A 25,975-nucleotide genomic window follows, 5' to 3' on the forward strand; every position below is an offset into this window, starting at 1 on the left:
GCGCATCATCCTGGGGCACGGCGTCTTCGGCCAGCGTCACGCCCGGCGGTCCCGTCCCGGATGCAGGAGATGGCGAAGCTGCACCATCGCCATCGGGTGCGACAGGCTCTGGGCATCGGTCTCGAGCTGCAATTCGTCGCCGCCGCGCTTGGCGGTGCGCGCCAGAATCTCGTAGACAGCCGCCGTGGTCGATTGCAGCGCCTTGGCGGCCGGCTGGCCGGACAGGATGCGCGCTAGGTAGACGGCCGCCGTCAGGTCGCCGAGCCCATTCGGCGGCTTCTCGATCAGGCGGTGTTCGGCAAGCAGCGCCTCTCTGCCGTTGAGCAGCAAATTGCCGATGCCGCCGGCCATCATCGCCGGTGCCGAAGTGACCAGCATGGTCGGTGGCCCGGCTTGCAGGGCTGCAGCCATTGCCGATTTCAGGTCAGGCAGCGGCGCTCCGGCCATCCATTCCAGCTCGTAGCGGTTGGGCGTGGCGATATCGGCGATCGGCATCAGCCGGTCGCGCATGGCGATAGCGGTCGGCTCCGGTACGTAGAGCCCGCCCGAATCGCCCATCACGGGGTCGCAGATATAGAGGGCGTCCGGCGTCTTCGCCTTGACCGCACCGACCAGCGAAGCGACGGCTTCGGCCTGGCCAGCCTCGCCGAGATAGCCGGACAGCACGGCGCCGACCTCGCCAAGCCATGGCGCGCGCTCGAGGTCGGCCATCAGCGCCTCGAACTGGTCCAGCGGCGGCACGATGCGGGTCGCCCGGCCATGGCCCGGATGCCAGGGCAGGATGACGGTCGGCACCGCCCAAACCGGAAACCCCAGCGTCTCCAGCGCAAAGACGGCAGCGCGGTTGCCGACCGAGCCGCGGGCGACATGGCTGGAGACGACGATGACCGCGCGCGGCGCGTCGGTTTTTTCGGCGCTCATTGATTTTCCTAGCTGCCCCTGGTGACGAAAAGCACGAGCCAGATCAACAGGCCGATGGCAATAAGCAAGCCCGCCGCCCGACCAATACGGGTGCCCCAATATTCGATCGGATCCGACCGGTCGGTATCGGTTGCGGTGACGTGGTCTCGCGCGCCCCTGACGGTACGCGCGAGGAACGAGGTGCCGCCCGGGTCGGTCTCGCGCGCCACCCGTTCGATGATGCGGCGCGATTCGCTGTCGTTGTCGTGGCGTTGCGCCATGGTGCTGTCCCGTTTCATGCCGAGCTTAACCCGTTCGCCCCGTCTGTCACAGGGCCTGACGGCGAATGGTAGACAACCAGTAACGCTTCTCGGCCGAAGTCATTTTCTTACCCAAGGATTGTGGTAATGCTTCGCCTGCCAACGCTATCGAGGGGACCTTATGATGCTTGCCCAGCGCCTTTCTTCACCGCCCGCTTTCCGTAATTTAGCAGCGTTCCTGGTGATGGCCGGTATGCTGCCGCTGCTTGCCGGCTGCGGCTACAACACCATCCCGACTGCTGAGGAGAACGCCAAGGCCGCATGGAGCGAGGTGTTGAATCAATACCAGCGCCGCGCCGATCTCATCCCCAATCTGGTCAACACGGTCAAGGGCTACGCCGCGCACGAGAAGGATACGCTCGATGCCGTGGTGGAGGCGCGCGCCAAGGCGACGCAGGTGACCGTGACGCCGGAAACGCTGAACAATCCGGAAGCGTTCAAAAAATTCCAAGACAGCCAGGCCGGCCTGACCAGCGCGCTGTCGCGGCTGCTGGCGGTGGTGGAGAACTATCCCGATCTCAAAGCCAATCAGAACTTTCTGGCGCTGCAGGCACAACTCGAAGGCACCGAGAACCGCATCGCAGTTGCTCGCCGCGACTACATCCAGGCGGTGAGGGAGTACAATCTGACGCTGAGGACCTTCCCATCGGTGATCTGGGCGACCTTGTGGTTCCGCGGCAACCAGCCGTTTGCGAATTTCACCATCGAGGAAGACAAGATGCAGACGCCGAAGGTCGATTTCGGCACGCAGCAGGGCGGGTGAAGAACGCATAACGAGCCTGGTCCCTGCTGGCCTTGCACTCCGTCGCGCCCCCCTCTGTCCTGTCGGACATCTCCCCCACAAGGGGGGAGATTGGCAGTTCTTGCGAAGGCGGCCAATCACCACCTTTGAGAGTTGGCGAAAGCGGTCGTAACGGGCGATCTCCCCCCTCGTGGGGGAGATGTCCGGCAGGACAGAGGGGGGCGCGACGGAGTGCCAGCCTGGCATTTCTACTCGCCATTTTAAGCCTCCTCTTCCTCCCACTCAGCGCGTTGGCCGCCGAATTGCCGGCGCTGACCGGACGGGTCGTCGACAATGCCGGCATCATCGATGCCGCGACCAAGGCGGCGCTGACGCAGAAGCTTGCCGATTTCGAGGCAAAAGGTTCGGACCAAATCGTCGTCGCAACCATTCCCAGCCTCGACGGCGAGGAGATCGAGCCCTACGCCAACCGGCTGTTCCGCGCCTGGAAACTCGGCCAGGCGAAAGAGAACAACGGCGTCCTGCTTCTGGTGGCACCGAACGACCGCAAGATGCGCATCGAGGTCGGCTATGGGCTGGAAGGCACGCTGACCGACCTGCACACCAAGCTGATCATCGAAAACGACATGGTGCCGGCCTTCCGTGCCGGCGATTTCTCCGGCGGCATCAGCAAGGCCGTCGATGACATGATCATGGTGCTGGAAGGCAATCCCGAAGAGCTGGAGGCGCGCGGCGAACGCAACCAGCAGCCGCCGTTCAACAGCGACGATCTGTTCTTCACCATCTTCATCGGCATCTGGGCAATCATCTTTTTCGGCGGCCTCGCTGCCTCCATCCTGCCGCCGATCTTCGGACAGAAGATCGGTCCCGGCCGCTATCGTTGGCTCGGCATGACCTTCGAACCCAGCCGGCGGTCTTCCGGCGGCTGGTCGGGCGGCTCCGGCGGGGGATGGTCGTCGGGTTCAAGTGGTGGCGGGTTTTCCGGTGGCGGCGGTTCGTCCGGTGGCGGCGGCTCCTCGGGAAGCTGGTGACGAAATGACAAGACACGCCGTCAGCCTGAAGAGACCCGGCTGCTCCATCAGAATGATCGGCACTGCGTTGACGGCCATGGCGGTGCTGCTGGTCGGCTTCGCGGCCTTCGCCGCCGAACTGCCGGCGCTGACCGGACAGGTCGTCGACAATGCCGGCATCATCGATGCGGCGACCAAGACGGCGCTGACGCAGAAGCTCGCCGATTTCGAGACCAAAGGTTCGGACCAGATCGTCGTCGCGACCATCCCCAGCCTCGACGGTGAGGAGATCGAGCCCTACGCCAACCGGCTGTTCCGCGCCTGGAAGCTCGGCCAGGCGAAGGAGAACAACGGCGTCCTGCTTCTGGTGGCGCCGAACGACCGCAAGATGCGCATCGAGGTCGGCTATGGGCTGGAAGGCACGCTGACCGACCTGCACACCAAGCTGATCATCGAAAACGACATGGTGCCGGCCTTCCGCGCCGGCAATTTCTCGGGCGGCATCAGCAAGGCCGTCGACGACATGATCATGGTGCTGGAAGGCAACCCGGAGGAGCTGGAGGCGCGCGGCAAGCGCAATCCGGCGAATGACAATCCTGTCGATCCCATCTTCATGCTGTTTATCGTCCTGTGGGCGACGATGTTCTTCGGCGGCTTGGCAATGGCGTTCCTGCCGCCGATCTTTGGCACGAAAGTGTCGCCGGGCGTGTACAAATGGCTGGGCATGACGTTCCGCTACGGCCGCGGGCCAGGTTCGTCATCCTCCGGTGGTGGTGTCTGGACGTCCGGGACCTCGTCCGGCAGTGGCTGGTCGTCGGGAAGTTCCGGCAGCGGTTGGTCTTCTGGAAGTTCCGGCGGCGGGTTTTCAGGCGGCGGCGGTTCGTCCGGCGGCGGCGGTTCTTCAGGAAGCTGGTGAGACATCAATCATGGCAACACGACCGATCAGCCCCGAGGATCACGAGCGCATCGCCGCGGCGATCCGCGTTGCCGAATCAAAGACCGACGGCGAGATCTACTGCGTCGTGGCGCATGCCAGCGACGGCTATTTCTTCCCGGCTGCTTTCATGTCGATGCTCGGCATGCTCGTCGTCAGCCTCGCCGTCGGTTACGGGCTGGAAGCCTGGTGGCTGTCGATCCGCTTGCCGCATTTCGTCATCGCCGAGCTTCTAGCGCTTGCCAGTGTGCTTATCCTGTTGTGGGCATTGCCCGCATTGCGCATCCACCTGGTGCCGAGGCGGCTGCGCTACCAGGCCGCCCACGCCAATGCGATGAAGCAGTTCCTCGCCCGCAACGTCCATCGCACCACGGCGCGCACCGGCGTGCTGGTGTTCGTCTCGATCGCCGAGCGCTATGCCGAGGTGGTCGCCGACAGCGGCATTAATTCTCGTGTCGGCCAGCATGTCTGGGACGGCGTCGTCCGCGACCTTACGGCGCATGCCGGCGACGATCGGCTTGCCGACGGCTTCGTCAAGGCGATCGAATCGGTCGGTGCCGTACTGGCCGAGCATTTTCCGGTCTCGACCGGCGACAGCAACGAGCTGGACGACCATCTGGTCGAGATTTGATCTCGCTAAATGCGGTTTTGCAGCGTCTCAAGGACGCACCGTTCGGCTGTGCGAAAGCATCGCGGCGGCTGACCGGACTCTTGCAATCGGGCGCTGCGGGTTTATGGTTAACCAATCATGAATACGCTGAGCATCGACATCAGGAAAGCCGAACCGCGCGATGCAGCCGCTATCGCCGACGTGCATCTTGAGGCTTGGCGCGGCGCCTATGCCGGTATTATCCCGCACCGCACGCTGACATCGATGATCAACCGCCGCGGTCCTGACTGGTGGGCGAACGCCATTCGTCGTGCTGCCACCGTCCTGGTCGTCGAAATCGGCGGCAAAATTGCCGGCTATGCGACGATCGGCAAGAACCGCGCCCGCGAACTCAGGCAGCAGGGCGAGATCTACGAGCTTTACCTGCGGCCGGAATATCAAGGCATCGGGCTCGGCAGCCGGCTTTTCTCGGCCGCACGGGCACGGCTGGCCGACCATGGCCTGAAAGGCATGGTGGTGTGGGCGCTGGAAGACAATCAGAACGCACTTGCCTTCTATGCCGGCGCCGGTGGCCGCGATGTTGCCGAGGGCGTCGAGATCTTCGAGCAGAAGGCGCTGAAGAAGGTCGCTTTCGTCTGGGAATGACGGCCAGCGCATGATCCGACCGGTTTCGGTTCGGACGATCTCCCCAGTACCATTCGCCGCATTGCACCATGCGCCGTCGCCCGCTATCGATCTTCAATCGAGAGAGGGATAAACGATGCGTATCGAAGCGATTGCCAGCGGAAAGAACCCGCCCGAGGACGTCAACGTCATTATCGAGGTGCCGATCGGCGGCGAACCGATCAAGTACGAGATGGACAAGGAGGCCGGCACGCTGTTCGTCGACCGCTTCCTGCACACTTCAATGCGCTATCCCGGCAATTACGGTTTCGTGCCGCACACGCTGTCGGGCGACGGCGACCCGATCGATGTGCTGGTCTGCAACACGCGCGCGCTGGTGCCGGGCTGTGTCATCAATGTGCGGCCGATCGGCGTGCTGGTGATGGAGGACAATGCCGGCCAGGACGAGAAGGTTATTGCCGTGCCTTCGCCCAAGCTGACGCTGCGCTACGAGAACGTCACCGAGTACACGCAACTGCCTGATATCACCCGCCAGCAGGTGCAGCACTTTTTCGAGCACTACAAGGATCTCGAACCCGGCAAGTGGGTCAAGATCGAGGGCTGGTACGACGCTGCCTACGCCAAGAAGATGATCGTCGAGGCAATCGAGCGCGCCAAGCGCAAGTAATTACCGGGCGCAAATAATCAGTTGTCGACGCGGCCGAAATCGGGCGCGTTGCCAAGCACCACACGCTTGTCCTTGCCGCAGGCAAATGTCTTCGCCTTCTCGTCGGCAAGCTTGCGCGCCTGATCGTTGGCGGCGGGATTGCCGGTGGCGAGCACGAGAGCGATCGTGCAGCCTTCGTGGGCGTCCGGTTGGGCAACCTTGGCGACGATCAGCACTTCCGTCGACTTGTTCTCGCCCTCGGTATCGCTGATCGAGCGACGATGGATGACTGCGAAAGGAACGGCAGTTTTGCCGTTGGCTTCGATACGCCACTCGACTTTGGGTCCAGCCGAATTGAGGCCGGAAAAGCTTTCCCAGACCGTGGTCATGTTGCTAGGCGGAAAGCCGTAGAACAGCGATTCCCGCGCGTCATCGTAGGAAACCAGCACCGGGTAGCCGCCATAGCCCGAACAGGCGAGGTCGGCCCAGTCGCCGTCGCCTTCTTCCGCCTGCGCATAGGTCACGCAGTCCTTCTCCCAGACGAGATCGGTATAGACGCTGGATATATCGCCGGCCCGGGCTGCCTGGCAGAGACCGGCGAGGACAAGCGGAACAAGCAGCAGGGCACGCATGGTGGAGAATCCCCTCTGAACCCTATCTCGACCTAAGCCTTGCAAAAAAATACAGGGCGTACAACGCGGAAAAAGAAGCAGATATAACGAACGTTTGGTAGTCCATCCAACAAATTGCGAGTAGCGACGCGCAAGCTGTAAACAGGGTTAGGGGGACAGCGACGCCCAAGTATAAGAAGATCAAAGCCAACGCCGATATTGAGATGGTCAGCGCGCTCGCTGTCTGGCTAAAGTCAGGCGCCCTGAAGAAGAAATATGCCAAGGTCGATGAAATGAGTATGAGGAACGCAACTCTGCGCAGCACGGCTTCCTTGACCGTATATTCATTCAGACTAAGGACCGTCCTGATGTCTCTCTTTTCTTGGTCGCTGATAAAAACCGAATTTCCCTGCCTCACGTAGTGAAGCAGGAACATCTTTTGAAGATCGTCCAAAATCGTTCGAGCAATCGATTTCAAGTCGTTACGTGCAATGTGAGGCCAAAAGCGGAGCAATCATATTGCTCCCGACCGGCACAGACAGCAAGAGAGCTATTTCTTCAAGCTCGCTTCGATCAGAAGATCGGCGTTACGGGCCACCGACTGCGCCGGTCCGCCGACACCGAACAGCTGGCCGCTGATATAGGCGCCCTCGATCAGGAGCAGCAGCCCGTCGCCCAGCGTGTCGGCGTCGCCGGCGCCCATCTCTGCCGCCATGGCACGCAGGCGGCGGCGCAATTCCTGCTTGTTGGCCTCGCTCACCACGCGGGCCGGATGGCCGTGTTCGGGATATTCGACCGCGGCATTGGTCATGCCGCAGCCGCGATAGTCGGGCCTTTGCGTACGCTTGCCGACACGCGTCAGGAAAGCGACGATCTGCGCGCGCGGATCGCCGGGATGGGCATTCACCGCCTCGTCGAAGCGCTCCCAAAATTCGAGGTCATAGTGCCGGAGATAGGATGCGGCCAACTCATCTTTGGACGGAAAGCTGCGGTAGAGGCTGGGCTTGGTGACGCCGGCACGCCGCACGATCTCGTCGACGCCGATCGCCCTGATACCGTGCCGGTAAAACAGGTCGCGCGCCACCTGGAGAATCCTTACGGCGGCGCGAGGCGGCGGTGCGTCATTCGTTTTGATCGTTGGTTCAATGCTTTTCATGTCTGGTGTGCCGATTAGCTGGTTGACAATGTTACCGGTCGGTACGTATGTTTCGCGCTCCTGCAACGTACCGGTCAGTAACATGATAGCTCAATCCCGTCCGTTTGGCCAGCGCTACGCTTTCGTCGTGGTCGCCGTCATCTTCCTCTGCCTGCTGATCGCAGCCGGCCTGCGTTCGGCGCCGGCGGTCATGATGCTGCCGCTGGAGAACAGTTTCGGCTGGCGGCGCGACGTCGTCTCGCTGGCCGCGGCCACCGGCATCTTCCTCTATGGCCTGACCGGGCCGTTTGCCGCGGCGCTGATGGAGCGGATCGGGCTTCGCCGCACCTTGCTTGCCGCGCTGCTTTTGATGTCGGGATCGACCGCGCTCAGCCTGCTGATGACCAAGCCGTGGCATCTGCTCCTCACCTGGGGCGTGTTTTCCAGCATCAGCTCGGGCGCCGTCGCTACCGTGCTCGGCGCAACCATCGTCAACCGCTGGTTCAAGACCAATCGCGGCCTGGTGATGGGACTGATGTCGGCGTCGAGCGCCACCGGGCTGCTGGTCTTCCTGCCGCTACTCGCCTCGCTTGCCCAGTCGGGCGGCTGGAAGCCGGTCGCCATTGCCATTGCCGTGGCCACCGCCGCCTTGGTGCCGCTGGTTTATATGCTGGTGCCGGAGCGCCCGGCCTCGATCGGCATGGTGCGTTACGGTGCCGAGGCCGACGACGTGCCGCCGGTGCCGCCAGCCTCGCAAGGCAATTTCCTCACCCAGACGCTGAGCACGCTGCGCCGCGCCGCCGGCACGCGCGTGTTCTGGTACCTGTTCGCCACCTTCTTCGTTTGCGGTTTCACCACCAACGGGTTGGTCGGCACGCATCTGATCGCCTTTTGCGGCGACATGGGCATCGGCGAAGTGCAGGCCGCAGGCCTGCTGTCGATGATGGGCATCTTCGACCTTATCGGCACGACACTGTCGGGCTGGCTCACCGACCGTTTCGACCCGCGCAAGCTGCTCGGCGTCTATTATGGCATTCGCGGCCTGTCGCTGATCTATCTGCCCTATTCCGGCTTCTCGGCGACCAGCCTGATCATCTTCGCGGTGTTTTACGGACTGGACTGGATCGCCACGGTGCCGCCGACGCTCAGGCTCTCCAACGAGGCGTTCGGCGACCGCAGCGGGCCGATCGTCTTCGGCTGGATCGTCGCCGGCCATCAGGTTGGCGCCGCAACGGCCGCCTTTTTCGGCGGCACCATGCGCGAGCTGCAAGGCAATTACGAGCTTGCCTTCCTGATCGCCGGCATGACTGCAATAGCCGCCGCCTGCATCTCGCTGCTGATCAACACCAGCCGCCCGGCGTTCGACCCGGAACCACAGGCGGCATAGGCGCATTCGTCGCAGGAGAGGTGCCGTCGGGCTAAACTGCCGATCTCCCCCACAAGGAGGGCGATCGGCAGTTCGCCCGTTGTTGGTTGTAACGAAACCTTCATCGTTTCGAAATGTGCATGAAACATTGAGGCTGGACCTTGGCGGCGACATTCAACGCCATCCAGGAGACAGCCATGAACAAGATTTCGATGACGCGGCGCGCTTTCGTCACGTCGGCCAGCGCCATTGGCCTGGTCGGCGCGTCGGGCCTCGCCCTTCCTTATTATTCGCGCGCCAATCAGCGCCCGGCCTTCACCCATGGCATCCAGTCCGGCGACGTCGACGCCACCAGCGGCATGGTCTGGACGCGTACGGACCGGCCGTCGCGCGTCATGTTCGAAGTGTCGTCGACGGAGAACTTCGCCAATGCCGTCCGCCTGGCGCCGCTCGATACGTCGCCGGCCAGCGACTATACGGTGAAGCGGCTGCTTACCGATCTCGCCTCCGACCAGGACATCTTCTACCGTATGGTCGCGGCCGATCTTGCCGACATCAACGCCGTTTCAGAGCCGATCGTCGGCCGTTTCCGCACAGCACCTGCCTCGAAGCGCGACATTCGTTTCGCCTGGTCGGGCGACACCGCCGGCCAGGGCTGGGGCATCGACGACACCGGCATGAAGACCTATGCCACGATCGGGAAGCATACGCCCGACTTCTTCCTGCATTCGGGCGACACGATCTATGCAGACGGCGCGATGAAGGACGAGGTTGACCTGCCCGGCGGCGGCAAGTGGAAGAACACCGTGCTCATCGATGAAAAGCGCAAGGTTGCCGAGACGCTGGACGAATACCGGGGTCAGTGGAAATACAATTTGATGGACAGGAACGTGCTCGCACTGAACGCCATCTGCCCGACGTTCTACCAGTGGGACGATCATGAGGTGCTGAACAACTGGTCGGATTCGAAGGATCTGACCGCCGACGACCGCTACACCGAAAAATCCATCCATGTGCTGGCGGCACGCGCTGCACGCGCCTTCCACGAAATGACGACGATCCGCTACGAGCCGTCGGAGCCCGGCCGCGTCTATCGCAAGATCGCCTATGGGCCGCTGCTCGACGTGTTCTTTCTCGACATGCGTTCCTATCGCGGTCCCAATGGTCCGAATATGCAGGAGACGATGACGCCGCAATCGCGCATCCTTGGCGAACAGCAGACGAAATGGCTGAAGCGCGGACTGGCGAATTCCAAGGCAACCTGGAAAATCATCGCCGCCGACATGCCGCTCGGCCTCGTCGTCTGGAACGACGGCACCAAGAAGGTCGGGGCTGAGGCAGTCAGCAATGGCGACAATGGGCTGGCCAAGGGGCGCGAGCTGGAAATTGCCGACCTCCTTCGCTATATAAAGAACGCGGGCATCAGTAATACCGTCTGGCTCACCGCAGACGTGCATTACACAGCCGCGCATTACTACAATCCGGACAAGGCGCAGTTCCAGGACTTCAATCCGTTCTGGGAATTCGTTTCGGGTCCGATCCATTCCGGCACGTTCGGACCTAATGATTTCGACATGACCTTCGGCCCGGAGCTGAAGTTCATCAAGGCGCCGACTGCCGAACAGGGTCAGAACCTGCCGCCGTCGGCCGGCCTGCAGTTCTTCGGCCTCGTCGACATCGATGGCGCCACTGAGCAGTTGACGGTGCGGCTGATGGATCGCGACGACAGCGAACTCTACAAGGTCACGCTCGATCCGGTGCGGTCGGCGTGAGAAGCCTGGACCGCTACCCTCGGTCCAGCCCAAGGGCAGGCTCCGGGGAGACGTGCATCAATCGGGATAGCAGACGACGGGAATCTTGGGCCATACGGCTTGGTCGCATCCGGCGTTTTGCTGCCGCTGCTTGAAGGCGGTGCTGACCGGCCCGGTCACCATCGGGTCGACCCCATCGGGGGCATCGGCAAAAAGCTGCTCCGCCGAACGCTTGTCGGACGGCAGGGCAGTCTGCGTCTCCTTGAACGACGCGGCCGATTGCGCCGCGCCTGCCGCGAGGAGGACGGCGAGTGCGGTACATGCCAAAATCGGCCGGAGTCTGATGCCTGCGTCGATCATGAAATTCGAACTGCCCGGACCATGAAAGGTTCCGCCTTGGTTAATAATTCCACTTCACACCAAGACATTTAAGATTTGGTGACTTTATTTGGTGGCTCGCCTCCTCTTTCGCAATTGCGAAAAACCCTGTATGAGCCGCCCAACCGAAAGAGGCAGCGCCTTTTGGCCTGCTGCCTGCAACGCTCCCGAGACCGAAACATGAAAATCCGCAATATCGCGATCATCGCGCACGTCGACCATGGAAAAACCACCCTCGTCGACCAGCTTCTGAAACAGTCCGGCTCGTTCCGCGACAATCAGCGCGTCGCCGAGCGCGCCATGGATTCGAACGATCTCGAAAAAGAACGCGGCATCACCATCCTGGCCAAGGCGACCTCGGTCGACTGGAAGGACACCCGCGTCAACATCGTCGATACGCCCGGCCACGCCGATTTCGGCGGCGAGGTCGAGCGCATCCTTTCGATGGTGGATTCGGCCATCGTGCTGGTCGACGCCGCCGAGGGGCCGATGCCGCAGACCAAGTTCGTCGTCGGCAAGGCACTTAAGGTGGGCTTGAAGCCGATTGTCGTCATCAACAAGATCGACCGGCCGGATGCCCGCCACGTCGAAGTGGTCAACGAGGTGTTCGACCTTTTTGCAGCACTTGACGCCACCGACGAGCAACTCGACTTTCCGATCCTTTACGGTTCAGGCCGCGACGGCTGGGTCTCGGAAAACCCTGAAGGCCCGAAGGACCAGGGGCTGGCGCCGCTATTCGACCTCGTCATCAAGCACGTGCCGGCGCCGACCGTTCATCCCGGCCCGTTCCGCATGATCGGCACCATTCTGGAAGCCAATCCGTTCCTCGGCCGCATCATCACCGGCCGTATCGAATCCGGCACGCTGAAATCCAACCAGGCGGTCAAGGTGCTGGACCATGACGGCACCCAGGTCGAAACCGGCCGCATCTCGAAGATCCTTGCTTTCCGCGGGCTCGAGCGCCAGCCGATCGAGGAAGCGCAGGCGGGCGACATCGTCGCCATCGCCGGCTTGTCGAAAGGCACTGTCGCCGACACGTTCTGCGACCTGTCGGTGACCGAGCCGCTGCACGCGCAGCCGATCGATCCGCCGACCGTGACGATGTCGTTCCTCGTCAACGATTCACCGCTGGCCGGCACAGAAGGCGACAAGGTGACCAGCCGCGTCATCCGCGACCGCCTGCTGCGCGAGGCCGAAGGCAATGTCGCGCTGAAGATCGAGGAATCGCCGGATAAGGATTCGTTCTTCGTCTCCGGACGCGGCGAATTGCAGCTGGCCGTGCTGATCGAGACTATGCGCCGCGAAGGTTTTGAGATCGCCGTGTCGCGGCCGCGCGTCGTCATGCAGAAAGGCGAGAACGGCGAATTGCTGGAGCCGGTCGAGGAAGTCGTCATCGACGTCGACGAGGAGCATGCCGGCGTCGTCGTGCAGAAGATGTCGGAGCGCAAGGCCGAAATGGTCGAGCTGCGCCCTTCGGGCGGCAACCGCCAGCGCATCGTCTTCCACGCGCCGACGCGCGGCCTGATCGGCTACCAGTCGGAGCTGCTGACCGACACGCGCGGCACCGCCGTGATGAACCGCCTGTTCCATGCCTACGAGCCCTATAAGGGCGAGTTGCCGGGCCGTACCAATGGCGTGCTGATCTCCAATGAACAGGGTGAATCGGTAGCTTACGCCATGTGGAACCTGGAAGACCGCGGCCCGATGGTCATCGACCCCGGCGTCAAGGTCTATCAGGGCATGATCATCGGCATCCATTCCAGGGACAACGACCTCGAAGTGAACGTGCTGAAGGGCAAGAAGCTGACCAACATCCGCGCCGCCGGCAAGGACGAGGCGGTGAAGCTGACGCCGCCGATCCGCATGACGCTGGAGCGCGCGCTGGCCTGGATCCAGGACGACGAGCTGGTCGAAGTGACGCCGAAAACCATCCGCCTGCGCAAGCTCTATCTCGACCCGAACGAGCGCAAGCGGTTTGAGAAGTCGGCGAAAGTGGTCGGCGCGGCGTAAAGGGCAATACCGCGCAATGAGCGGCAAACTCGTCACGGCTGTCATATACGACAATCGACCCGAGGCCGAAGTTTGCGTGTCGATGCTCGACGCGTATGGAATTTATGCTCTCGCGAATTACCTTCTCGACACGGGCAGGCTCGGCTTGATCCATGTGCAAGTCGCCGACAGCGATCTCGATGCGGCCAAGGGTTTGATTGGCTCGGTCCCCGAAGCGGGCGACTGAGCCTTGGCCGCAATTGTCTCTGATTGCGCATGCCCTCGCCGTTGCCTTATCCACCTGCAGCCGAAATGATATCGTCCCGGTCTGGTTCGCCAGACAGGTGGACGCGGATCGCCGTTCCCGCCCGAGCCGGCCTGCGCAAGGCTTTGGCACCGTCCGGACCGACGGCCAGCAATCGCTTCTCTTCCCAAACCTGAAGCCGCGATCGCGAGATACCGAGTTCGTTGGCCAGCAACCGGTCGAGCCGCAGCGCTGTCGGCATCTCGAGCCTGAGATGGAGTTCGAGAGCGGTGGTGTTTTCCGGCCTGTCCCCGAGCACCTCCTTATGAACGACGGCTTCAGGAAACTCCTCGACGCGCCCGATCCTGCTTCGCAGTGCGACAACATCGAAGGCATGGCGACGCGCCAATGCCGAGTCGTTGCTTTCGAATGCCTGCAGCAGGGCCGGCTCTATGTCGCGGCGGCTGCATCGCTCCAGAACGCCGAAATTCCAAGAGTTGTCGCAATAGATGCATCGGTAGATCAGCCACGCATCGATGCGTTTGCCGTTGGCGTTGACGCGGAATTTCCCGCTGCTGTGGTAAGGCTTCAGGCCGCCGCAGCGATTTGCAGTTGAGGTGAGGTCGAGGTGCGATCTTGGGCGTGATCGCCCAGCGGATGCGCAGTATCGAAGACATGCCGAAAAGCCCCTTCCCGTCGGGAAGTTCGTCAGATCGGCGATGTCGAGTTGCCCATGCGGGCACGGCGTGGCGAGAGGCTGCGGTGGTCGGAATCAGGTGTCGCGGGTAATCGTGCGCGACAGCGGTTCAGCAGTGCCAAACCGGTCTCGAACCGCCACCCTGAAGAACAGATGATGTGAAAACAGGCACCGCGACTGCGACGCCCTGCTCTGTGTCGGGGGAGTTGACGAGACCGGCGGTTACGTAGGCAAAGTGAAGCTCGAAAAGGATTTCGGGACGACATTTCTAGCCGCGAGGTGCCTGGCCGACAAGCCCTCTTTCTGTGGACGCTACCGTCGCCGGAACGGTTGGGTTACATTGAACAATCCAACATCTCAAAGAGATCCGGGTCATGCATTTCACGTCGCTTCTGATTTTTGCCGCTGCCCTTTTCGTCGCCGCCGGCTCGCCCGGCCCGTCGATCGCCGCGCTTGTGGCGCGGGTCATCTCAAAAGGTTTTCGCGACGTGTTTCCGTTCCTGCTTGCCATGTGGATCGGCGAAGCGATCTGGCTGTCACTGGCGGTGTTCGGCCTGGCCGTCGTGGCGCAGACGTTCCATTTTGCCTTTGTCGTCGTGAAGTGGGTCGGCGTCGCTTATCTCGCCTGGCTTGCCTGGAAGATGTGGACGGCACCGGTCGAGGCAAAAGAAGGTTCGTTGCCGCGCGAAGATTCGCCCGCCAAGCTGTTCTTTGCCGGCATGGCGGTGACGCTTGGCAACCCCAAGATCATGATGTTCTATCTGGCGCTGCTGCCGACCATCATCGACCTCGGTTCGGTCAGCATGATCGGCTGGGTCGAGCTGACGGCGACCATGGCCGTGGTGCTGGTCGCCATCGATCTGGCCTGGGTGCTCGCCGCAGCGCAGGCGCGCAAACTGCTCAAAAGCAAGCGCGCGATGAAGATCGCCAACCGCGTCAGCGCCGGCACCATGGCCGGCGCTGCGGCGGCGATCGCTGCTCGGTCCTGAGCCGGCGCGTCAACCCATTTCGATTATCGGCGCGATCTCGACGCTGAAACCCGGGTCCGTCAGGATAGGACAATCCTTGGCTTTGCCGACGGCATCGTCGATGTCTTTCGCTTGGATGATTGTGTAACCGGCGGTCGGATTGCTGCCTCCATTGTTCTCGACCTTGCCGCCAGGCAGCAGGGTCTTCGACATGCCGACCGGATTGCCCCCATCGATCACGGCCGAGCCAAGCTTGCCGTACCATCCGTTCCAGGCATCCATCGCTGCTTTCCGTTCGGCCTCATCGGTCGGCATCTTGCCAGAGCCGTGATAGATGTAGAGAAATTTTGCCATGCTCTCCTCCTCTGATCGGCGGCGTCGAACCGGCATGCGGTCACGCCGCATGCTGATCATCGGACCAAACCGGCAAACAAGCAACGAGAATGCGAAGCAGCTAATATAACGTGCGGTTGACTCGCAGCCGCGGTGCCCTATCGCGCCATCGAGTGGTATTCATCGTTCGGCCGCATGTCGATTGCCGATGCCAGGCGGTTCGACATGTTGAAGAAGGCGGCGGTCGAGGCGATGTCCCAGATGTCGCGGTCGGAAAAGCCGACTTGCCGCAGCGCCGCCCGGTCGGCCTCGACCATCTTTGCCGGCTGCTCGGTCAGCTTCACCGCGAATTCGAGCATTGCGCGCTGCCTGTCCGACAGCTCGGCGGCGCGAAAATTCATCGCCCTCATCTCGCCGAAGGCCGGATCGCCGGAAAGCTGGCGCACCGCCGCGCCATGCGCGGCCAGGCAATAGTAGCAATGGTTTATGGAGGAGACGGCCACCGCGATCATCTCGCGTTCGAGTTTCGACAGGCCGGATTCACCCAGCATCAAATCATTGTACATGTCGGTGAAGGCGCGCAGCTTCTTCTCGTCGAAGGCATAGGCGAGCAGCACATTGGGAACGAGGCCGAGTTTCTCCTCGCATTTGGCGAAATAGGACTTGGTCGCGTCGCTCAGCTCCGCCGGCGCAAGGTCAAGCGCGGTGATTTTGTCCGTCATGGCGGATTTCTCCTCGTTTTTCGCCAGCCTGCCGGTGAATTCCGACATTTCGTCGCAAGCCGTCAAACCTTTGTCGCCAAATACCGGTCATCTGCTACCATAGTTGTAAAAACACGACGGGAGGGAATTAGCTCATGGCCGGCCTGAAATCCGCAAGCCAGTTGAAAAAGATGAGTGCGGCCAAGGGCAGCGAAAAGCCCGGCAGGCTTGCCGATTACCTGCTGGCCCGAGCTCCGGCCGAAGATGTCGCCGCTTATGACGTCATCGATCTCGAACGCGCTGCCGAACTCGTCGGCCGCGCCGTCGCCCGGCACAAGAAGGACGACTGCGTCGTTGCCATAGACGTCGATTCCGGTGTCGTCCGCCAGGGCCGGCCGATGACGGTGATCACCGTCGTCAACGACAACATGCCGTTCCTGTTCGATTCCGTCCTCGGCGAAATCACCGAGAGCGCCGGCGAGCCGCTGCTGGTTACCCATCCGGTCATCGTCGTCAGGCACGGCAAGAACGGCGTCGAGGAAATCCTCGGCGATGGCGGCTTTGCCAAGGGCGACCATAGCCATGACCGCCTGAGCGTCATCCACGTCCATATCGGCCGCCTTTCGGCCGAGCAGGCCGAAGGCCTGTCCGCACGCCTGACGAAGCTGTTGGGCCAAGTGCGCGCCGCCGTAACCGACTGGAAGCCGATGCTTGCCCGCCTCGACCAGGCGATCTCGGAATTCCGCTACTCGCCGGTGCCGCTCGACAAGGCCCATGTCACCGAGGCGATCGCCTTCCTCGAATGGCTGCGCGACGACAATTTCACCTTTCTTGGCATGCGCGAATTCAAGTACACCGGCGGCGAGAAGAGCGGTATGCTGGAGCGCGCCGAAAAGCCCGGCCTCGGCATCCTTTCCGATCCCGACGTGCTGGTGCTCAGGCGCGGCACCGAAGCGGTGAGCACGACGCCGGAAATCCGCGCCTTCCTGCATGGGCCGGAACCGCTGATCGTTACCAAGGCCAATGCCAAGTCATCGGTGCACCGCCGCATCTACCTCGACTATATCGGCGTCAAGACCTACACCGGCAAAGGCGTGCTTTCAGGCGAGCTCCGCATCGTCGGCCTGTTCACCTCGACTGCCTATACGCGCTCGGTGATGAAAATCCCCTATCTGCGCTCGAAGGCGGAAACCGTCATTGCCAAATCCGGCTTCAATCCCGGCGACCATTCCGGCAAGGCATTGATCAACGTGCTGGAGAGCTATCCGCGTGACGAGCTGTTTCAGGTTCCGGTGCCTATCCTGCGCAAGCATGCCGAAGCCATCCTGGGCTTGATCGAGCGGCCGCGCGTCAGGGCGCTGGTGCGTGTCGACCAGTTCGACCGCTTCGTCTCGATTCTCGTCTTCGTGCCGCGCGACCGCTACGACAGCGTCGTGCGCGAGAAGATCGGCACCTATCTGAAGACGGTGTTCGAAGGCCGGCTGTCGGCCTATTATCCGGCCTTCCCGGAAGGCGGGCTGGCGCGCGTCCATTTCATCATCGGCCGCTCCGGCGGCAAGACGCCGAAGGTCGAGCAGGCGACGATCGAGGCGGCGATTCGCGACATCGTACGGACCTGGGACGATGCCCTGCGCGAGACCGCGACCGAGACAGGCGCCGACGCGAGACTCACGGCCATCGCCTCGCGCTTTTCGGAAAGCTATCGCGACAGTTTTCCGCCGGCGGTGGCGCTGGCCGACGCCGGGCGCATCGCCAAGCTCGACGCGTCAAATCCGATCGCCATCGACTACTACCGTCATGCCAACCAGAAGCCGCATCAGGCGGCGCTGAAAATCTATCACCACGGCAGCCCGGTGGCGCTGTCGCGGCGTGTGCCGGTGCTGGAAAACATCGGTTTCCGCGTCATCAGCGAGCGCACTTTCGAGGTCGGCGACAATCAATCCGGCATGGTCTTCATCCACGACATGGAACTCGAGAACAGCTACGGCAGGCCGATCGACCTCGACAATGGCGGCGCGCTGTTCGAGGATGCGTTCTTGTCCGTCTGGCGCGGCAACGTCGACAATGACGGCTATAACGGCCTCGCCCAGACCGCAGGCCTGTGGTCGGGCGAGATCACCGTCCTGCGCGCCTATGGCCGCTATCTGCAGCAGGCCGGTATCCCGCAGAGCCAGGATTTCATCGCCGCCGCGCTGAACCGCTTTCCCGAGATCGCCCGCGGCCTGCATGCGCTGTTCGTCGCCCGCCTCGGGCCGACGGCGGAAACGGAAGGCGTCGTTCAGGCCAAACATCTGAAGGCCAAGATCACGGATGCGCTGGAAGACGTTCCCAACATCGACGACGACACCATCATCCGCCGTTATCTGAACCTGATCGAAGCCTCGCTGCGCACCAATCATTTCGTTGCCGATACGAAAGAGAAAGGCCAATCACTGGCGATCAAGCTCGATTCGCAATCGGTCGACGGCTTGCCGGCGCCGCGGCCATGGCGGGAGATCTTCGTCTACGGCTCCGAGGTCGAGGGCGTGCATCTGCGCTTCGGCCCGGTCGCACGCGGCGGCCTGCGCTGGTCGGACCGCGCCCAGGACTACCGCACCGAGGTGCTCGGCCTGGTCAAGGCGCAGCAGGTCAAGAATGCGGTGATCGTGCCGGTCGGCGCCAAGGGCGGCTTCTATCCGAAGAAGTTGCCGATGAGCGCCGGTCGCGACGCCATTTTCGAGGCCGGCACGGCCGCCTACAAGAACTACGTCTCCAGCCTGTTGTCGATCACCGACAATATCGGACTGGACGGCGTCATCCCGCCGGCCGGCGTGGTGCGGCGCGACCAGGACGATCCCTATTTCGTCGTCGCCGCCGACAAGGGCACGGCGACCTTCTCGGACACTGCCAACGCCATCAGTGAAAAGCACGGCTTCTGGCTCGACGACGCTTTCGCCAGCGGCGGTTCGGCAGGTTACGACCACAAGAAGATGGGCATCACCGCCAAGGGTGCCTGGGAAGCGGTCAAGCGGCATTTCCGCGAGATGAACCGCGACATCCAGACCACGCCCTTCACCGTCGTTGGCGTCGGCGACATGTCGGGCGACGTGTTCGGCAACGGCATGCTGCTGTCGGGGCAGACCCGGCTGATCGCCGCCTTCGACCATCGCGACATCGTCATCGATCCCGATCCCGACATGGCGGCTTCGATGGCCGAGCGCAGGCGCGTGTTCGCGCTGCCGCGCTCAAGCTGGCAGGATTACGACAAGACGAAGCTGTCCGAGGGCGGCATCATCGTTTCGCGCAGCCAGAAGTCGATCACCCTGCCGGCGGCCGCGGCCGCGGCGATCGGCCTAGGCAAGTCAACGGCCACGCCGGTCGAGATCATGAGTGCCATTCTCAAGGCGCCGGCAGACCTTTTGTGGTTCGGCGGTATCGGCACATATGTCAGGGCGTCGAGCGAGACCAACCAGGATGTCGGCGACCGTGCCAATGACGCGATCCGCATCACCGCGCTCGACCTGCGCGCCAAGGTCATCGGCGAAGGCGCCAATCTCGGCGTCACGCAGCGGGCGCGCATCGAGTTCGGGATGAATGGCGGCCGCTGCAATTCGGATGCCATCGACAATTCGGGCGGCGTCAACTGCTCCGACGTGGAGGTCAACATCAAGATCGCGCTGGCTTCCGCCATGCGCAAAGGATCGTTGACCCGGCCGGCGCGTAACAAATTGCTGGCCGAGATGACCGACGAGGTCAGCGGCCTGGTGCTGTCCAACAATTACGAGCAGACGCTGGCGCTGTCCCTTGCCCGCAAGCGCGGCCTTGCCGACATCGCCCATCAGAGTCGTTTCATGGCGGCGCTCGAGGCGCGCGGGCTGCTCGACCGTGCCGTCGAGACGCTGCCGTCGCCGGCGGCCCTTGCCGAGCGCGAGACGCGCGGCGAGCCGCTGACCCGGGCTGAACTCGGCGTGCTGCTCGCCTATGCCAAGATCGTGCTGTTTTCCGACATCGTCGCCAGCGACGTGCCGGACGATCCGCATTTCGACCGCGACCTGATGGGTTACTTTCCCGACCGCATGGCGAAGAAATATGCGGCAGAAATCCACGGCCATCGCCTGCGCCGCGAGATCATCGCCCGTGTAGTCGCCAACGATCTGGTCAATCGCGGCGGCCCGTCCTTCGTCAACAGGCTGCAGGAAGCGACTGGCCGCAGTGCCGCCGATGTCGTGCGCACCTTCGCCGTGGTGCGGGATGGTTTTGCGCTGCCGGCGCTCTATCGCCAGATCGACGCGCTCGACAACCAGATCGACGGACAGATCCAGCTCGACCTCTATCAGGCGGTCAGCCGGCTGATCTTTGTGACCAGCGGCTGGTATCTGAAGAACGATGCCGGCACCGCACCGCTCGGGCAGCGGATCGCCGAGTTGCAGGATGCGCGCAGGGCGTTGGAGCCGAAGCTCGTCTCGCTGCTGCCCGCTTTCTCGCGCGAGCGGATCGAGGAGCGGCGGCATAGCCTGTCAAAGGGCGGTGCGCCGGAGAGCCTTGCCGAACAGCTGGCGCTGACCGATGTGGCGGAACTTGTCCCCGACATCGCGCTGACGGCGCGGATGGCGAATGCCGATATCGTCGCTGCCGCCAAGGCGTTTTTCGCGGTCAGCGACGTCTTCCGCATCCCGCGCGTCGAGGACGCGGCGCGCTCGATCACGCCCTCGGATTATTACGATCAACTGGCGCTTTCCCGCGCCACCGACACGATCGGCGCGGCGAGGCGTGGCATCGCGGTGGCGGCACTGACCAGCCATGCCGAGGCGGCGGATCCGGTGGCGACATGGCTGGAAGCCGGCGGCGAACGGGTCGGGCGCATCCGCGAGCGGCTGCAGGCGCTGACCGAGGGCGGCGACATCACCGTATCGCGGCTGTCCGTCGCGTCCGGCCTGATGAGCGATCTGACGGCGCTGTGAGCAGCCTTCCACATCGCGCGGGATTGCCGGAAAGAACTGCGCTATAGAACGAACGGCGCCCTGCTTTGGGGCGCTGGGGCATGATCCCGAACGTGACGATCGGCTTTGGGATCATGCTCAAAGAAAAGACGGAGCGTCATTCCGACTCGATCGGAATCTAGCAAGCTCCAGCGGAGGGGACATGGTTGAGATGGCAATGCAGCGGGCGTCGGGACGCGGCATCTGGGGATGGATGCTGTTCGACTGGGCGGCACAGCCGTTCTTCACGGTCGTCACCACCTTCATCTTCGGTCCTTATTTCGTCTCGCGCATGGCCAGCAATCCGGAGACGGGGCAAGCGGCGTGGGGCTACGGCATTGCCGCCGCCGGCCTCGTCATCGCCGTCTTGTCACCGATCCTCGGTTCGATCGCCGATCAAACCGGACCACGCAAACCGTGGATCGCCTTCTTCGCCGCGGTCAAGATCACCAGTCTCACGCTGCTGTGGTTCGCCGCGCCCGGCTCTAATCTTTTTCTGGTCGTGGCGGTGTTCTCGCTGGCGTCGGTCGCGGCGGAATTCTCGACCGTGTTCAATGATTCGATGATGCCGCGCCTGGTGCCGAAGAGCGACATCGGCAGGATCTCGAACATGGCCTGGGGCCTCGGCTATCTCGGCGGCATGATCGCGCTGATCTTCGTCGTTACCGTCATGGCCGGCTCGCCTGAAACCGGCAAGACCGTCGTCGGGCTCGACCCGATCTTCGGCCTTGACCCCAGGCTCGGCGAGGACGCGCGCGCCACCGGACCGTTGTCGGCGGCCTGGTATTTCCTGTTCATCCTGCCGATGTTCTTCTTCACGCCTGACGCGATCAAAGGCATGCCAATCGGGCCGGCGGTGCGCGAGGGATTGTCGGAACTGAAGTCGACGCTGGCCGAAGTGCGCAAGCGCAGTGGCATTTTTCGCTTTCTCGTCGCCCGCATGATCTATCAGGACGGCGTCAACGCGCTGCTGGCGCTGGGCGGAACGTTTGCGGCGGCGATGTTCCATTGGTCGATTACCGAGATCGGCCTGTTCGGCATCATACTCAACGTCGTCGCCATAATCGGATGCCTGGTTGCCGCACGCCTCGACGCAGCACTGGGTTCCAAGATCATAGTGATGATTTCGCTTGTCATGCTGAGCATTGCCACGATCGGCATCGTCTCAACCGGCCCGGGCTATACGCTGTTCGGCGCCTGGATAATGCCCGGACTGGATGGCGGCGGATTGTTCGGCACGGCGGCGGAAAAAGCCTACATTTTCTACGGCCTGCTGATCGGGCTTGCCTTCGGGCCGGTGCAGGCATCGTCGCGCTCCTACATGGCACGCAGCGTCACCGCAGCCGAATCGGGCCGCTATTTCGGCATCTATGCGCTGGCCGGTCGGGCAACCAGTTTTGCCGCACCATTCATGGTGGCCACGATCACCCTGGCCAGCGGCTCGGCGCGGCTCGGCATGGCGGCGATCGTGCTGTTCCTCGGCGTCGGCATCGCGATCCTGATCGGCACGCCTTACCCCGCGGATCGGCCGGCTGAGTAGCTTCCCCACAAGGAGAGGGACGGGCGCTCAATGCCGGAAGTGCCTCACTCCGGTGAAGACCATGGCGATGCCGTGAGCGTCGGCGGCGGCGATGACATCGTCGTCGCGCATCGAGCCGCCCGGCTGGATGACGGCGGTGGCCCCGGCTTCGATTGCCGACAAAAGCCCATCCGCGAACGGGAAAAAGGCATCCGAGGCGACGACCGAGCCCTTGGTCAAAGGCTCCGTCAGACCGGCAGCCTCGGCCGCGTCGAGCGCCTTGCGCGCGGCGATACGCGAGGAATCGACCCGGCTCATCTGACCGGCGCCGATGCCGACGGTGGCACCATCCCTGGCGTAGACGATGGCGTTCGACTTGACGTGCTTTGCCACGCGAAAGGCGAATTTCAGATCGGCCAATTCGGCCGGCGTCGGGGCGCGCCGGGTCACCACTTTCAGCTCGAGGTCATCCACCACCGCATTGTCGCGGCCCTGGACGAGCAAGCCGCCAGCAACCGATTTTAAGCCGAAACCCGCCGCGCGCGGGTCGGGCAGGCCGCCGGTGACCAGCAGGCGTAAATTCTTCTTGGCGGCGACGACGCGGATCGCTTCGTCCGAGGCGTCCGGCGCGATGATGACCTCGGTGAAGGTTTTGACGATCTCTTCGGCAGCCTCGGCATCGAGGATTAGGTTCATGGCGACGATGCCGCCGTAGGCCGAGACCGGGTCGCAGGCCAGCGCCCTGGCATAGGCCGCTTGCAGTGAAGCGCCTTCGGCGACGCCGCACGGATTGGCGTGCTTGATGATGGCAACCGCGGCGGAGCGGGCCGGATCGAACTCGCCGACCAGTTCGAAGGCGGCGTCGGTATCGTTGATGTTGTTGTAGGAAAGCTGCTTGCCCTGAAGCTGGCGCGCCGTAGCGACGCCCGGTCGCCTGTCGCCATTGACATAGAAGCTGGCGCCCTGATGCGGGTTTTCGCCATAGCGCATCACCGATTGCAGCTTGCCGCCGAAGGCGCGCCATGTCGGATGCTCGATCTCCAGCGCCTCGGCGAACCATCCCGAGATCGCCGCATCGTAGCTGGCGGTGCGGGCAAAGGCCTTGGCTGCCAGCTTCTTGCGGAAATCCAGCGACAGCGAGCCGAAATTCATCTCCAGCGCGTTGAGCACCGAGGCATAGTCGTCAGGGTCGGTGACGATGCCGACATAAGCGTGGTTCTTGGCCGAGGCACGGATCATCGCCGGGCCGCCGATGTCGATATTTTCGACGATCGCCGCGTAGTCGGCGCCGGAGCGGCGCACCTCTTCGAACGGATAAAGATTGGAGACGACGAGATCGATCGGCTCGATGCCGTGGTCGCGCATCGCCGCGGCGTGCTCGGGATCGTCGCGAACACCGAGCAGTGCGCCATGCACCGACGGGTGCAGCGTCTTGACGCGCCCGTCCATGATCTCGGGAAAGCCGGTGAGCTCGGATACGTCGCGCACGACCATGCCGGCCTCGGCAAGGGCCTTCGCCGTGCCGCCGGTCGAGACCAGCTCGACGCCGGCCGAAGCCAGCGCCCTGGCGAAATCGATCAGGCCGGTCTTGTCAAAGACGGAAAGCAGCGCGCGGCGGATGGGAACGAGATCGGGCGCTGGAATATTCTTGGCGGCGACGGCCATAGGCTGGCGGCCTTTCGACTTCTGGTTGGAGAGCGTCCGCGGGCCGTAGCATATGAGGCCCGGAAATCAAGCCGCAAGGCTTGATCAGCGTCTGCCGTTGCCACTGGCTTCAGCTTTTTCCGGATGGCCGCCGACAATGGTCCGCGTCAATTGCCAGTGGACCTCGGAAATCTCCGAGGCTTTGAACGCAAGCACGATCTGGCGGCTGCGGCGCGGGCCGCCGAGCCCGGCGAAATAGATCGATTCCTCGACCTCGGGCGTCACTTCGGTGGAGGTAAACACCCAGGTGTCGGCATGGTCGGCGGTCAGCACCAGGCGGTCATGCTCATCCTGGAGCAGGTTTATGTCGGGATGGACATGGAAACGCACCGTAACGAAATCACGGCCATTGTTGCGGATAGAAGCGCCGCCCGGCCGCAGGAAGCGGTCCCTGCCTGCAAGCACATTGCCCTCGGTCGACAATTTCAGCTCGCGCTCATGCAGGAACCCGAAACGCGCCACGTAGCCGTCATGGCGGGCGATGAAGCCCTGGCTGCCCTTCTGGTCGGTACGCTTGCAAGGCACATGCTGCGGCCCGCCGATCAAAGGCGTGCCGAGCAGGTCGTTGACCCGCAAGGAGTGGTTGAAGCGCGCCGATGACGTATCGTTGATGGTGGCGGTCGAGTGGGCGGCGGTGGCGCGGGCAAGCGGCCGGAATTCGGCGGCGCCATAGGTGTCTATGCCGGCATTGACGATATAATGCTGGCGGCCCGACGACAATTCGAAGGCGAGGCATCCGGCGTGAGCGGCATTGGACACGTCGACGGGCGGCGGCGGGCCGGTATCGGCGATCACCGTGACACCACCCATCGACAGGCGCTCATAACCCGAATGCGGCGCGTGCAGCAATGGTGCGCCGGCGGTGTCGTCGTGATGCAGGATGGTGGCGATACGGTCGTGAATGGTGGCGCCCATGCCGTTGAAGCGAGCAAGGCTGCCATCCTGATGGCGAAAGAAGCGCAGCGCCGGCAGCATCCGGTCGATGGCGCCGATCAGGGCGGCCGGCGGTGTCTCGGCCTGATTGGCATACGTCTGGCGCAACGGCAGAAGGTCGGCGAGGATTTCAAGCACGGCCATCGGATTGCGGGAGATATGGCCGCCGTCAGGCAGAATCTGGCGATCGAGCTCCTCAGCGAGAGTACGGGTGGCACCGCGTAGCGCCGAGGCGGGCGCCGGCAGCGACAAAGCGGCAAACGCCAGCGCAATGCGCGCGCGCAGCCTGTCCTTGCCGTCCGGCATCTCGCGCGCCATGGCGCGCAAATAGCGGATCTGGACGGCGAGCGATTTCAGGAACGCGCGGTAGAACGGAAATTCGGCGCCCTGCAACACGATCGAGGAATGCTGCAGCCAGGCAATGACGCGCTTGGCCGTCGTGCCGGGCTCCCAGGCAACGCCGGAAATATGGCTGCCATGGATTGCAATCCAGTCGGAAACCAATGCTCGCGCGTTGGCGGCGGCGAGCTCGGTGCCCGCGGCACGCATATGGCGCAGCCAGCGAAAGCCGTGCAGCGTCCTTTGCCAGCCGGGATTGGGCACGTCGATCTGGAAGGGCGATTTGCCACCGGTCTCGACCAGATGCCCCGAAAGCGGATAGCGGCCGTAATAGATCTCGAGCGCGATCTGAGGATCGGCGAGGCGCAGGTCCGGCGGGGCGATCAGGACGCGCTCCGGCGTGCGGCCGGAGTAGCGCCAGCGATAGAGTGGCCCGGCACGCAAGCGCCGGCGCGTCTTGCGCCAGAACTCCCTCGCGACAAGCGTCCATAGTCGCGTCGTGTTACCGGCAACGATTGCCAAAACCCCTCCTGATCGTCCTCGCCCAAGCACAAGTTTATATG

23 protein-coding genes are annotated in these 25,975 nt (G+C 63.1%); 13 read left to right on the forward strand and 10 right to left on the reverse strand.

From position 1 onward, the window contains the following. Positions 1-36: 36 nt before the first annotated feature. Entirely contained in the window at positions 37-921 is an 885-nt protein-coding gene (gene pdxY / locus NKJ08_RS06180; protein ID WP_352522992.1) for a pyridoxal kinase PdxY, read from the reverse strand. A gap of 8 nt (positions 922-929) precedes the next feature. Further along, positions 930-1,181, reverse strand: a complete 252-nt coding sequence (locus NKJ08_RS06185; protein ID WP_352522991.1) for a hypothetical protein — start codon at positions 1,179-1,181, stop codon at positions 930-932. A 163-nt stretch (positions 1,182-1,344) separates the two neighbouring features. Here NKJ08_RS06185 and NKJ08_RS06190 point away from each other — a divergent pair, with 163 nt between their 5' ends. From NKJ08_RS06190 to ppa, 6 genes are all read left to right on the forward strand, one after another. Then, entirely contained in the window at positions 1,345-1,983 is a 639-nt protein-coding gene (locus NKJ08_RS06190; protein WP_352523070.1) for a LemA family protein, read from the forward strand. 218 nt (positions 1,984-2,201) lie between these two features. Beyond that, positions 2,202-2,993 carry a TPM domain-containing protein gene (locus NKJ08_RS06195; RefSeq protein ID WP_352523069.1) on the forward strand — a complete coding sequence of 264 codons (792 nt, stop codon included), beginning with the start codon at positions 2,202-2,204 and terminating at the stop codon, positions 2,991-2,993. A gap of 52 nt (positions 2,994-3,045) precedes the next feature. Next, positions 3,046-3,888: a TPM domain-containing protein gene (locus NKJ08_RS06200; RefSeq protein WP_352523068.1), complete on the forward strand. Its 843-nt coding sequence runs from the start codon at positions 3,046-3,048 to the stop codon at positions 3,886-3,888. Positions 3,889-3,898: 10 nt separating this feature from the next. After that, entirely contained in the window at positions 3,899-4,537 is a 639-nt protein-coding gene (locus NKJ08_RS06205) for a TPM domain-containing protein (protein ID WP_352522990.1), read from the forward strand. A 117-nt stretch (positions 4,538-4,654) separates the two neighbouring features. Continuing rightward, the gene (locus tag NKJ08_RS06210) at positions 4,655-5,161 is read left to right on the forward strand and encodes a GNAT family N-acetyltransferase (RefSeq protein WP_352522989.1); all 507 of its coding nucleotides are present in this window, start codon (positions 4,655-4,657) and stop codon (positions 5,159-5,161) included. A 115-nt stretch (positions 5,162-5,276) separates the two neighbouring features. Then, positions 5,277-5,807, forward strand: coding sequence for an inorganic diphosphatase (gene ppa, locus NKJ08_RS06215; protein ID WP_352522988.1), 531 nt, complete (start codon positions 5,277-5,279; stop codon positions 5,805-5,807). A 17-nt stretch (positions 5,808-5,824) separates the two neighbouring features. Here the strand turns inward: ppa and NKJ08_RS06220 are convergent, their stop codons facing one another. Together NKJ08_RS06220 and NKJ08_RS06225 are read right to left on the reverse strand one after the other, a co-directional pair. After that, positions 5,825-6,418 carry a hypothetical protein gene (locus NKJ08_RS06220; protein WP_352781534.1) on the reverse strand — a complete coding sequence of 198 codons (594 nt, stop codon included), beginning with the start codon at positions 6,416-6,418 and terminating at the stop codon, positions 5,825-5,827. A gap of 529 nt (positions 6,419-6,947) precedes the next feature. Continuing rightward, complete coding sequence (locus tag NKJ08_RS06225) at positions 6,948-7,553, reverse strand: TetR/AcrR family transcriptional regulator (protein WP_352781535.1); 606 nt, start codon at positions 7,551-7,553, stop codon at positions 6,948-6,950. A gap of 82 nt (positions 7,554-7,635) precedes the next feature. On the opposite strand from NKJ08_RS06225, the gene NKJ08_RS06230 reads away from it, so the two are divergent. After that, positions 7,636-8,919, forward strand: a complete 1,284-nt coding sequence (locus NKJ08_RS06230) for an MFS transporter (RefSeq protein WP_352781536.1) — start codon at positions 7,636-7,638, stop codon at positions 8,917-8,919. A gap of 176 nt (positions 8,920-9,095) precedes the next feature. Beyond that, on the forward strand, positions 9,096-10,670 hold the full coding sequence (locus NKJ08_RS06235) for an alkaline phosphatase D family protein (RefSeq protein ID WP_352522984.1): 1,575 nt from the start codon (positions 9,096-9,098) through the stop codon (positions 10,668-10,670). Between the two features lie 57 nt (positions 10,671-10,727). Here the strand turns inward: NKJ08_RS06235 and NKJ08_RS06240 are convergent, their stop codons facing one another. After that, a complete protein-coding gene (locus NKJ08_RS06240) occupies positions 10,728-11,009 on the reverse strand; it encodes a hypothetical protein (protein WP_352775159.1) in 282 nt (93 codons plus the stop codon). Positions 11,010-11,207: 198 nt separating this feature from the next. Here NKJ08_RS06240 and typA point away from each other — a divergent pair, with 198 nt between their 5' ends. Together typA and NKJ08_RS06250 are read left to right on the forward strand one after the other, a co-directional pair. Next, positions 11,208-13,037 (forward strand): translational GTPase TypA, encoded by a 1,830-nt coding sequence (gene typA / locus NKJ08_RS06245; RefSeq protein WP_352522982.1) that lies wholly within the window; start codon positions 11,208-11,210, stop codon positions 13,035-13,037. 16 nt (positions 13,038-13,053) lie between these two features. Then, positions 13,054-13,263 (forward strand): hypothetical protein, encoded by a 210-nt coding sequence (locus tag NKJ08_RS06250; protein WP_352522981.1) that lies wholly within the window; start codon positions 13,054-13,056, stop codon positions 13,261-13,263. Between the two features lie 46 nt (positions 13,264-13,309). On the opposite strand, the gene NKJ08_RS06255 is transcribed toward NKJ08_RS06250, so the two are convergent. Further along, positions 13,310-13,981: a DUF1062 domain-containing protein gene (locus NKJ08_RS06255; protein ID WP_352781566.1), complete on the reverse strand. Its 672-nt coding sequence runs from the start codon at positions 13,979-13,981 to the stop codon at positions 13,310-13,312. Between the two features lie 350 nt (positions 13,982-14,331). Between NKJ08_RS06255 and NKJ08_RS06260 the strand changes: the two genes are divergently transcribed. Next, positions 14,332-14,946 carry a LysE family translocator gene (locus tag NKJ08_RS06260; protein ID WP_352522979.1) on the forward strand — a complete coding sequence of 205 codons (615 nt, stop codon included), beginning with the start codon at positions 14,332-14,334 and terminating at the stop codon, positions 14,944-14,946. Between the two features lie 9 nt (positions 14,947-14,955). Here the strand turns inward: NKJ08_RS06260 and NKJ08_RS06265 are convergent, their stop codons facing one another. Together NKJ08_RS06265 and NKJ08_RS06270 are read right to left on the reverse strand one after the other, a co-directional pair. Next, on the reverse strand, positions 14,956-15,279 hold the full coding sequence (locus NKJ08_RS06265) for a YciI family protein (RefSeq protein ID WP_352522978.1): 324 nt from the start codon (positions 15,277-15,279) through the stop codon (positions 14,956-14,958). 137 nt (positions 15,280-15,416) lie between these two features. Further along, entirely contained in the window at positions 15,417-15,980 is a 564-nt protein-coding gene (locus NKJ08_RS06270) for a peroxidase-related enzyme (protein WP_352781537.1), read from the reverse strand. A 134-nt stretch (positions 15,981-16,114) separates the two neighbouring features. Between NKJ08_RS06270 and NKJ08_RS06275 the strand changes: the two genes are divergently transcribed. After that, positions 16,115-20,899: an NAD-glutamate dehydrogenase gene (locus NKJ08_RS06275; protein WP_352781538.1), complete on the forward strand. Its 4,785-nt coding sequence runs from the start codon at positions 16,115-16,117 to the stop codon at positions 20,897-20,899. Positions 20,900-21,080: 181 nt separating this feature from the next. Continuing rightward, the gene (locus tag NKJ08_RS06280) at positions 21,081-22,457 is read left to right on the forward strand and encodes an MFS transporter (protein ID WP_352522975.1); all 1,377 of its coding nucleotides are present in this window, start codon (positions 21,081-21,083) and stop codon (positions 22,455-22,457) included. 27 nt (positions 22,458-22,484) lie between these two features. Here the strand turns inward: NKJ08_RS06280 and purH are convergent, their stop codons facing one another. Both purH and NKJ08_RS06290 read right to left on the reverse strand, forming a co-directional pair. Beyond that, positions 22,485-24,101: a bifunctional phosphoribosylaminoimidazolecarboxamide formyltransferase/IMP cyclohydrolase gene (gene purH, locus NKJ08_RS06285; protein WP_352522974.1), complete on the reverse strand. Its 1,617-nt coding sequence runs from the start codon at positions 24,099-24,101 to the stop codon at positions 22,485-22,487. 84 nt (positions 24,102-24,185) lie between these two features. Then, positions 24,186-25,934 (reverse strand): heparinase II/III family protein, encoded by a 1,749-nt coding sequence (locus tag NKJ08_RS06290; protein ID WP_352522973.1) that lies wholly within the window; start codon positions 25,932-25,934, stop codon positions 24,186-24,188. Positions 25,935-25,975: the final 41 nt, after the last annotated feature.

It is taken from the genome of Mesorhizobium sp. M0244 (assembly GCF_040321795.1).
Lineage (GTDB): Bacteria > Pseudomonadota > Alphaproteobacteria > Rhizobiales > Rhizobiaceae > Mesorhizobium.

Bases quoted from the DNA above. Each gene is read 5' to 3' on its own strand.
- pdxY (WP_352522992.1), bottom strand. From the start codon at position 921: ATGAGCGCCGAAAAAACCGACGCGCCGCGCGCGGTCATCGTCGTCTCC.
- NKJ08_RS06185 (WP_352522991.1), bottom strand. From the start codon at position 1,181: ATGGCGCAACGCCACGACAACGACAGCGAATCGCGCCGCATCATCGAA.
- NKJ08_RS06190 (WP_352523070.1), top strand. From the start codon at position 1,345: ATGCTTGCCCAGCGCCTTTCTTCACCGCCCGCTTTCCGTAATTTAGCA.
- NKJ08_RS06200 (WP_352523068.1), top strand. From the start codon at position 3,046: ATGATCGGCACTGCGTTGACGGCCATGGCGGTGCTGCTGGTCGGCTTC.
- NKJ08_RS06205 (WP_352522990.1), top strand. From the start codon at position 3,899: ATGGCAACACGACCGATCAGCCCCGAGGATCACGAGCGCATCGCCGCG.
- NKJ08_RS06210 (WP_352522989.1), top strand. From the start codon at position 4,655: ATGAATACGCTGAGCATCGACATCAGGAAAGCCGAACCGCGCGATGCA.
- ppa (WP_352522988.1), top strand. From the start codon at position 5,277: ATGCGTATCGAAGCGATTGCCAGCGGAAAGAACCCGCCCGAGGACGTC.
- NKJ08_RS06220 (WP_352781534.1), bottom strand. From the start codon at position 6,418: ATGCGTGCCCTGCTGCTTGTTCCGCTTGTCCTCGCCGGTCTCTGCCAG.
- NKJ08_RS06225 (WP_352781535.1), bottom strand. From the start codon at position 7,553: ATGAAAAGCATTGAACCAACGATCAAAACGAATGACGCACCGCCGCCT.
- NKJ08_RS06230 (WP_352781536.1), top strand. From the start codon at position 7,636: ATGATAGCTCAATCCCGTCCGTTTGGCCAGCGCTACGCTTTCGTCGTG.
- NKJ08_RS06235 (WP_352522984.1), top strand. From the start codon at position 9,096: ATGAACAAGATTTCGATGACGCGGCGCGCTTTCGTCACGTCGGCCAGC.
- NKJ08_RS06240 (WP_352775159.1), bottom strand. From the start codon at position 11,009: ATGATCGACGCAGGCATCAGACTCCGGCCGATTTTGGCATGTACCGCA.
- typA (WP_352522982.1), top strand. From the start codon at position 11,208: ATGAAAATCCGCAATATCGCGATCATCGCGCACGTCGACCATGGAAAA.
- NKJ08_RS06250 (WP_352522981.1), top strand. From the start codon at position 13,054: ATGAGCGGCAAACTCGTCACGGCTGTCATATACGACAATCGACCCGAG.
- NKJ08_RS06260 (WP_352522979.1), top strand. From the start codon at position 14,332: ATGCATTTCACGTCGCTTCTGATTTTTGCCGCTGCCCTTTTCGTCGCC.
- NKJ08_RS06265 (WP_352522978.1), bottom strand. From the start codon at position 15,279: ATGGCAAAATTTCTCTACATCTATCACGGCTCTGGCAAGATGCCGACC.
- NKJ08_RS06270 (WP_352781537.1), bottom strand. From the start codon at position 15,980: ATGACGGACAAAATCACCGCGCTTGACCTTGCGCCGGCGGAGCTGAGC.
- NKJ08_RS06275 (WP_352781538.1), top strand. From the start codon at position 16,115: ATGGCCGGCCTGAAATCCGCAAGCCAGTTGAAAAAGATGAGTGCGGCC.
- NKJ08_RS06280 (WP_352522975.1), top strand. From the start codon at position 21,081: ATGGTTGAGATGGCAATGCAGCGGGCGTCGGGACGCGGCATCTGGGGA.
- purH (WP_352522974.1), bottom strand. From the start codon at position 24,101: ATGGCCGTCGCCGCCAAGAATATTCCAGCGCCCGATCTCGTTCCCATC.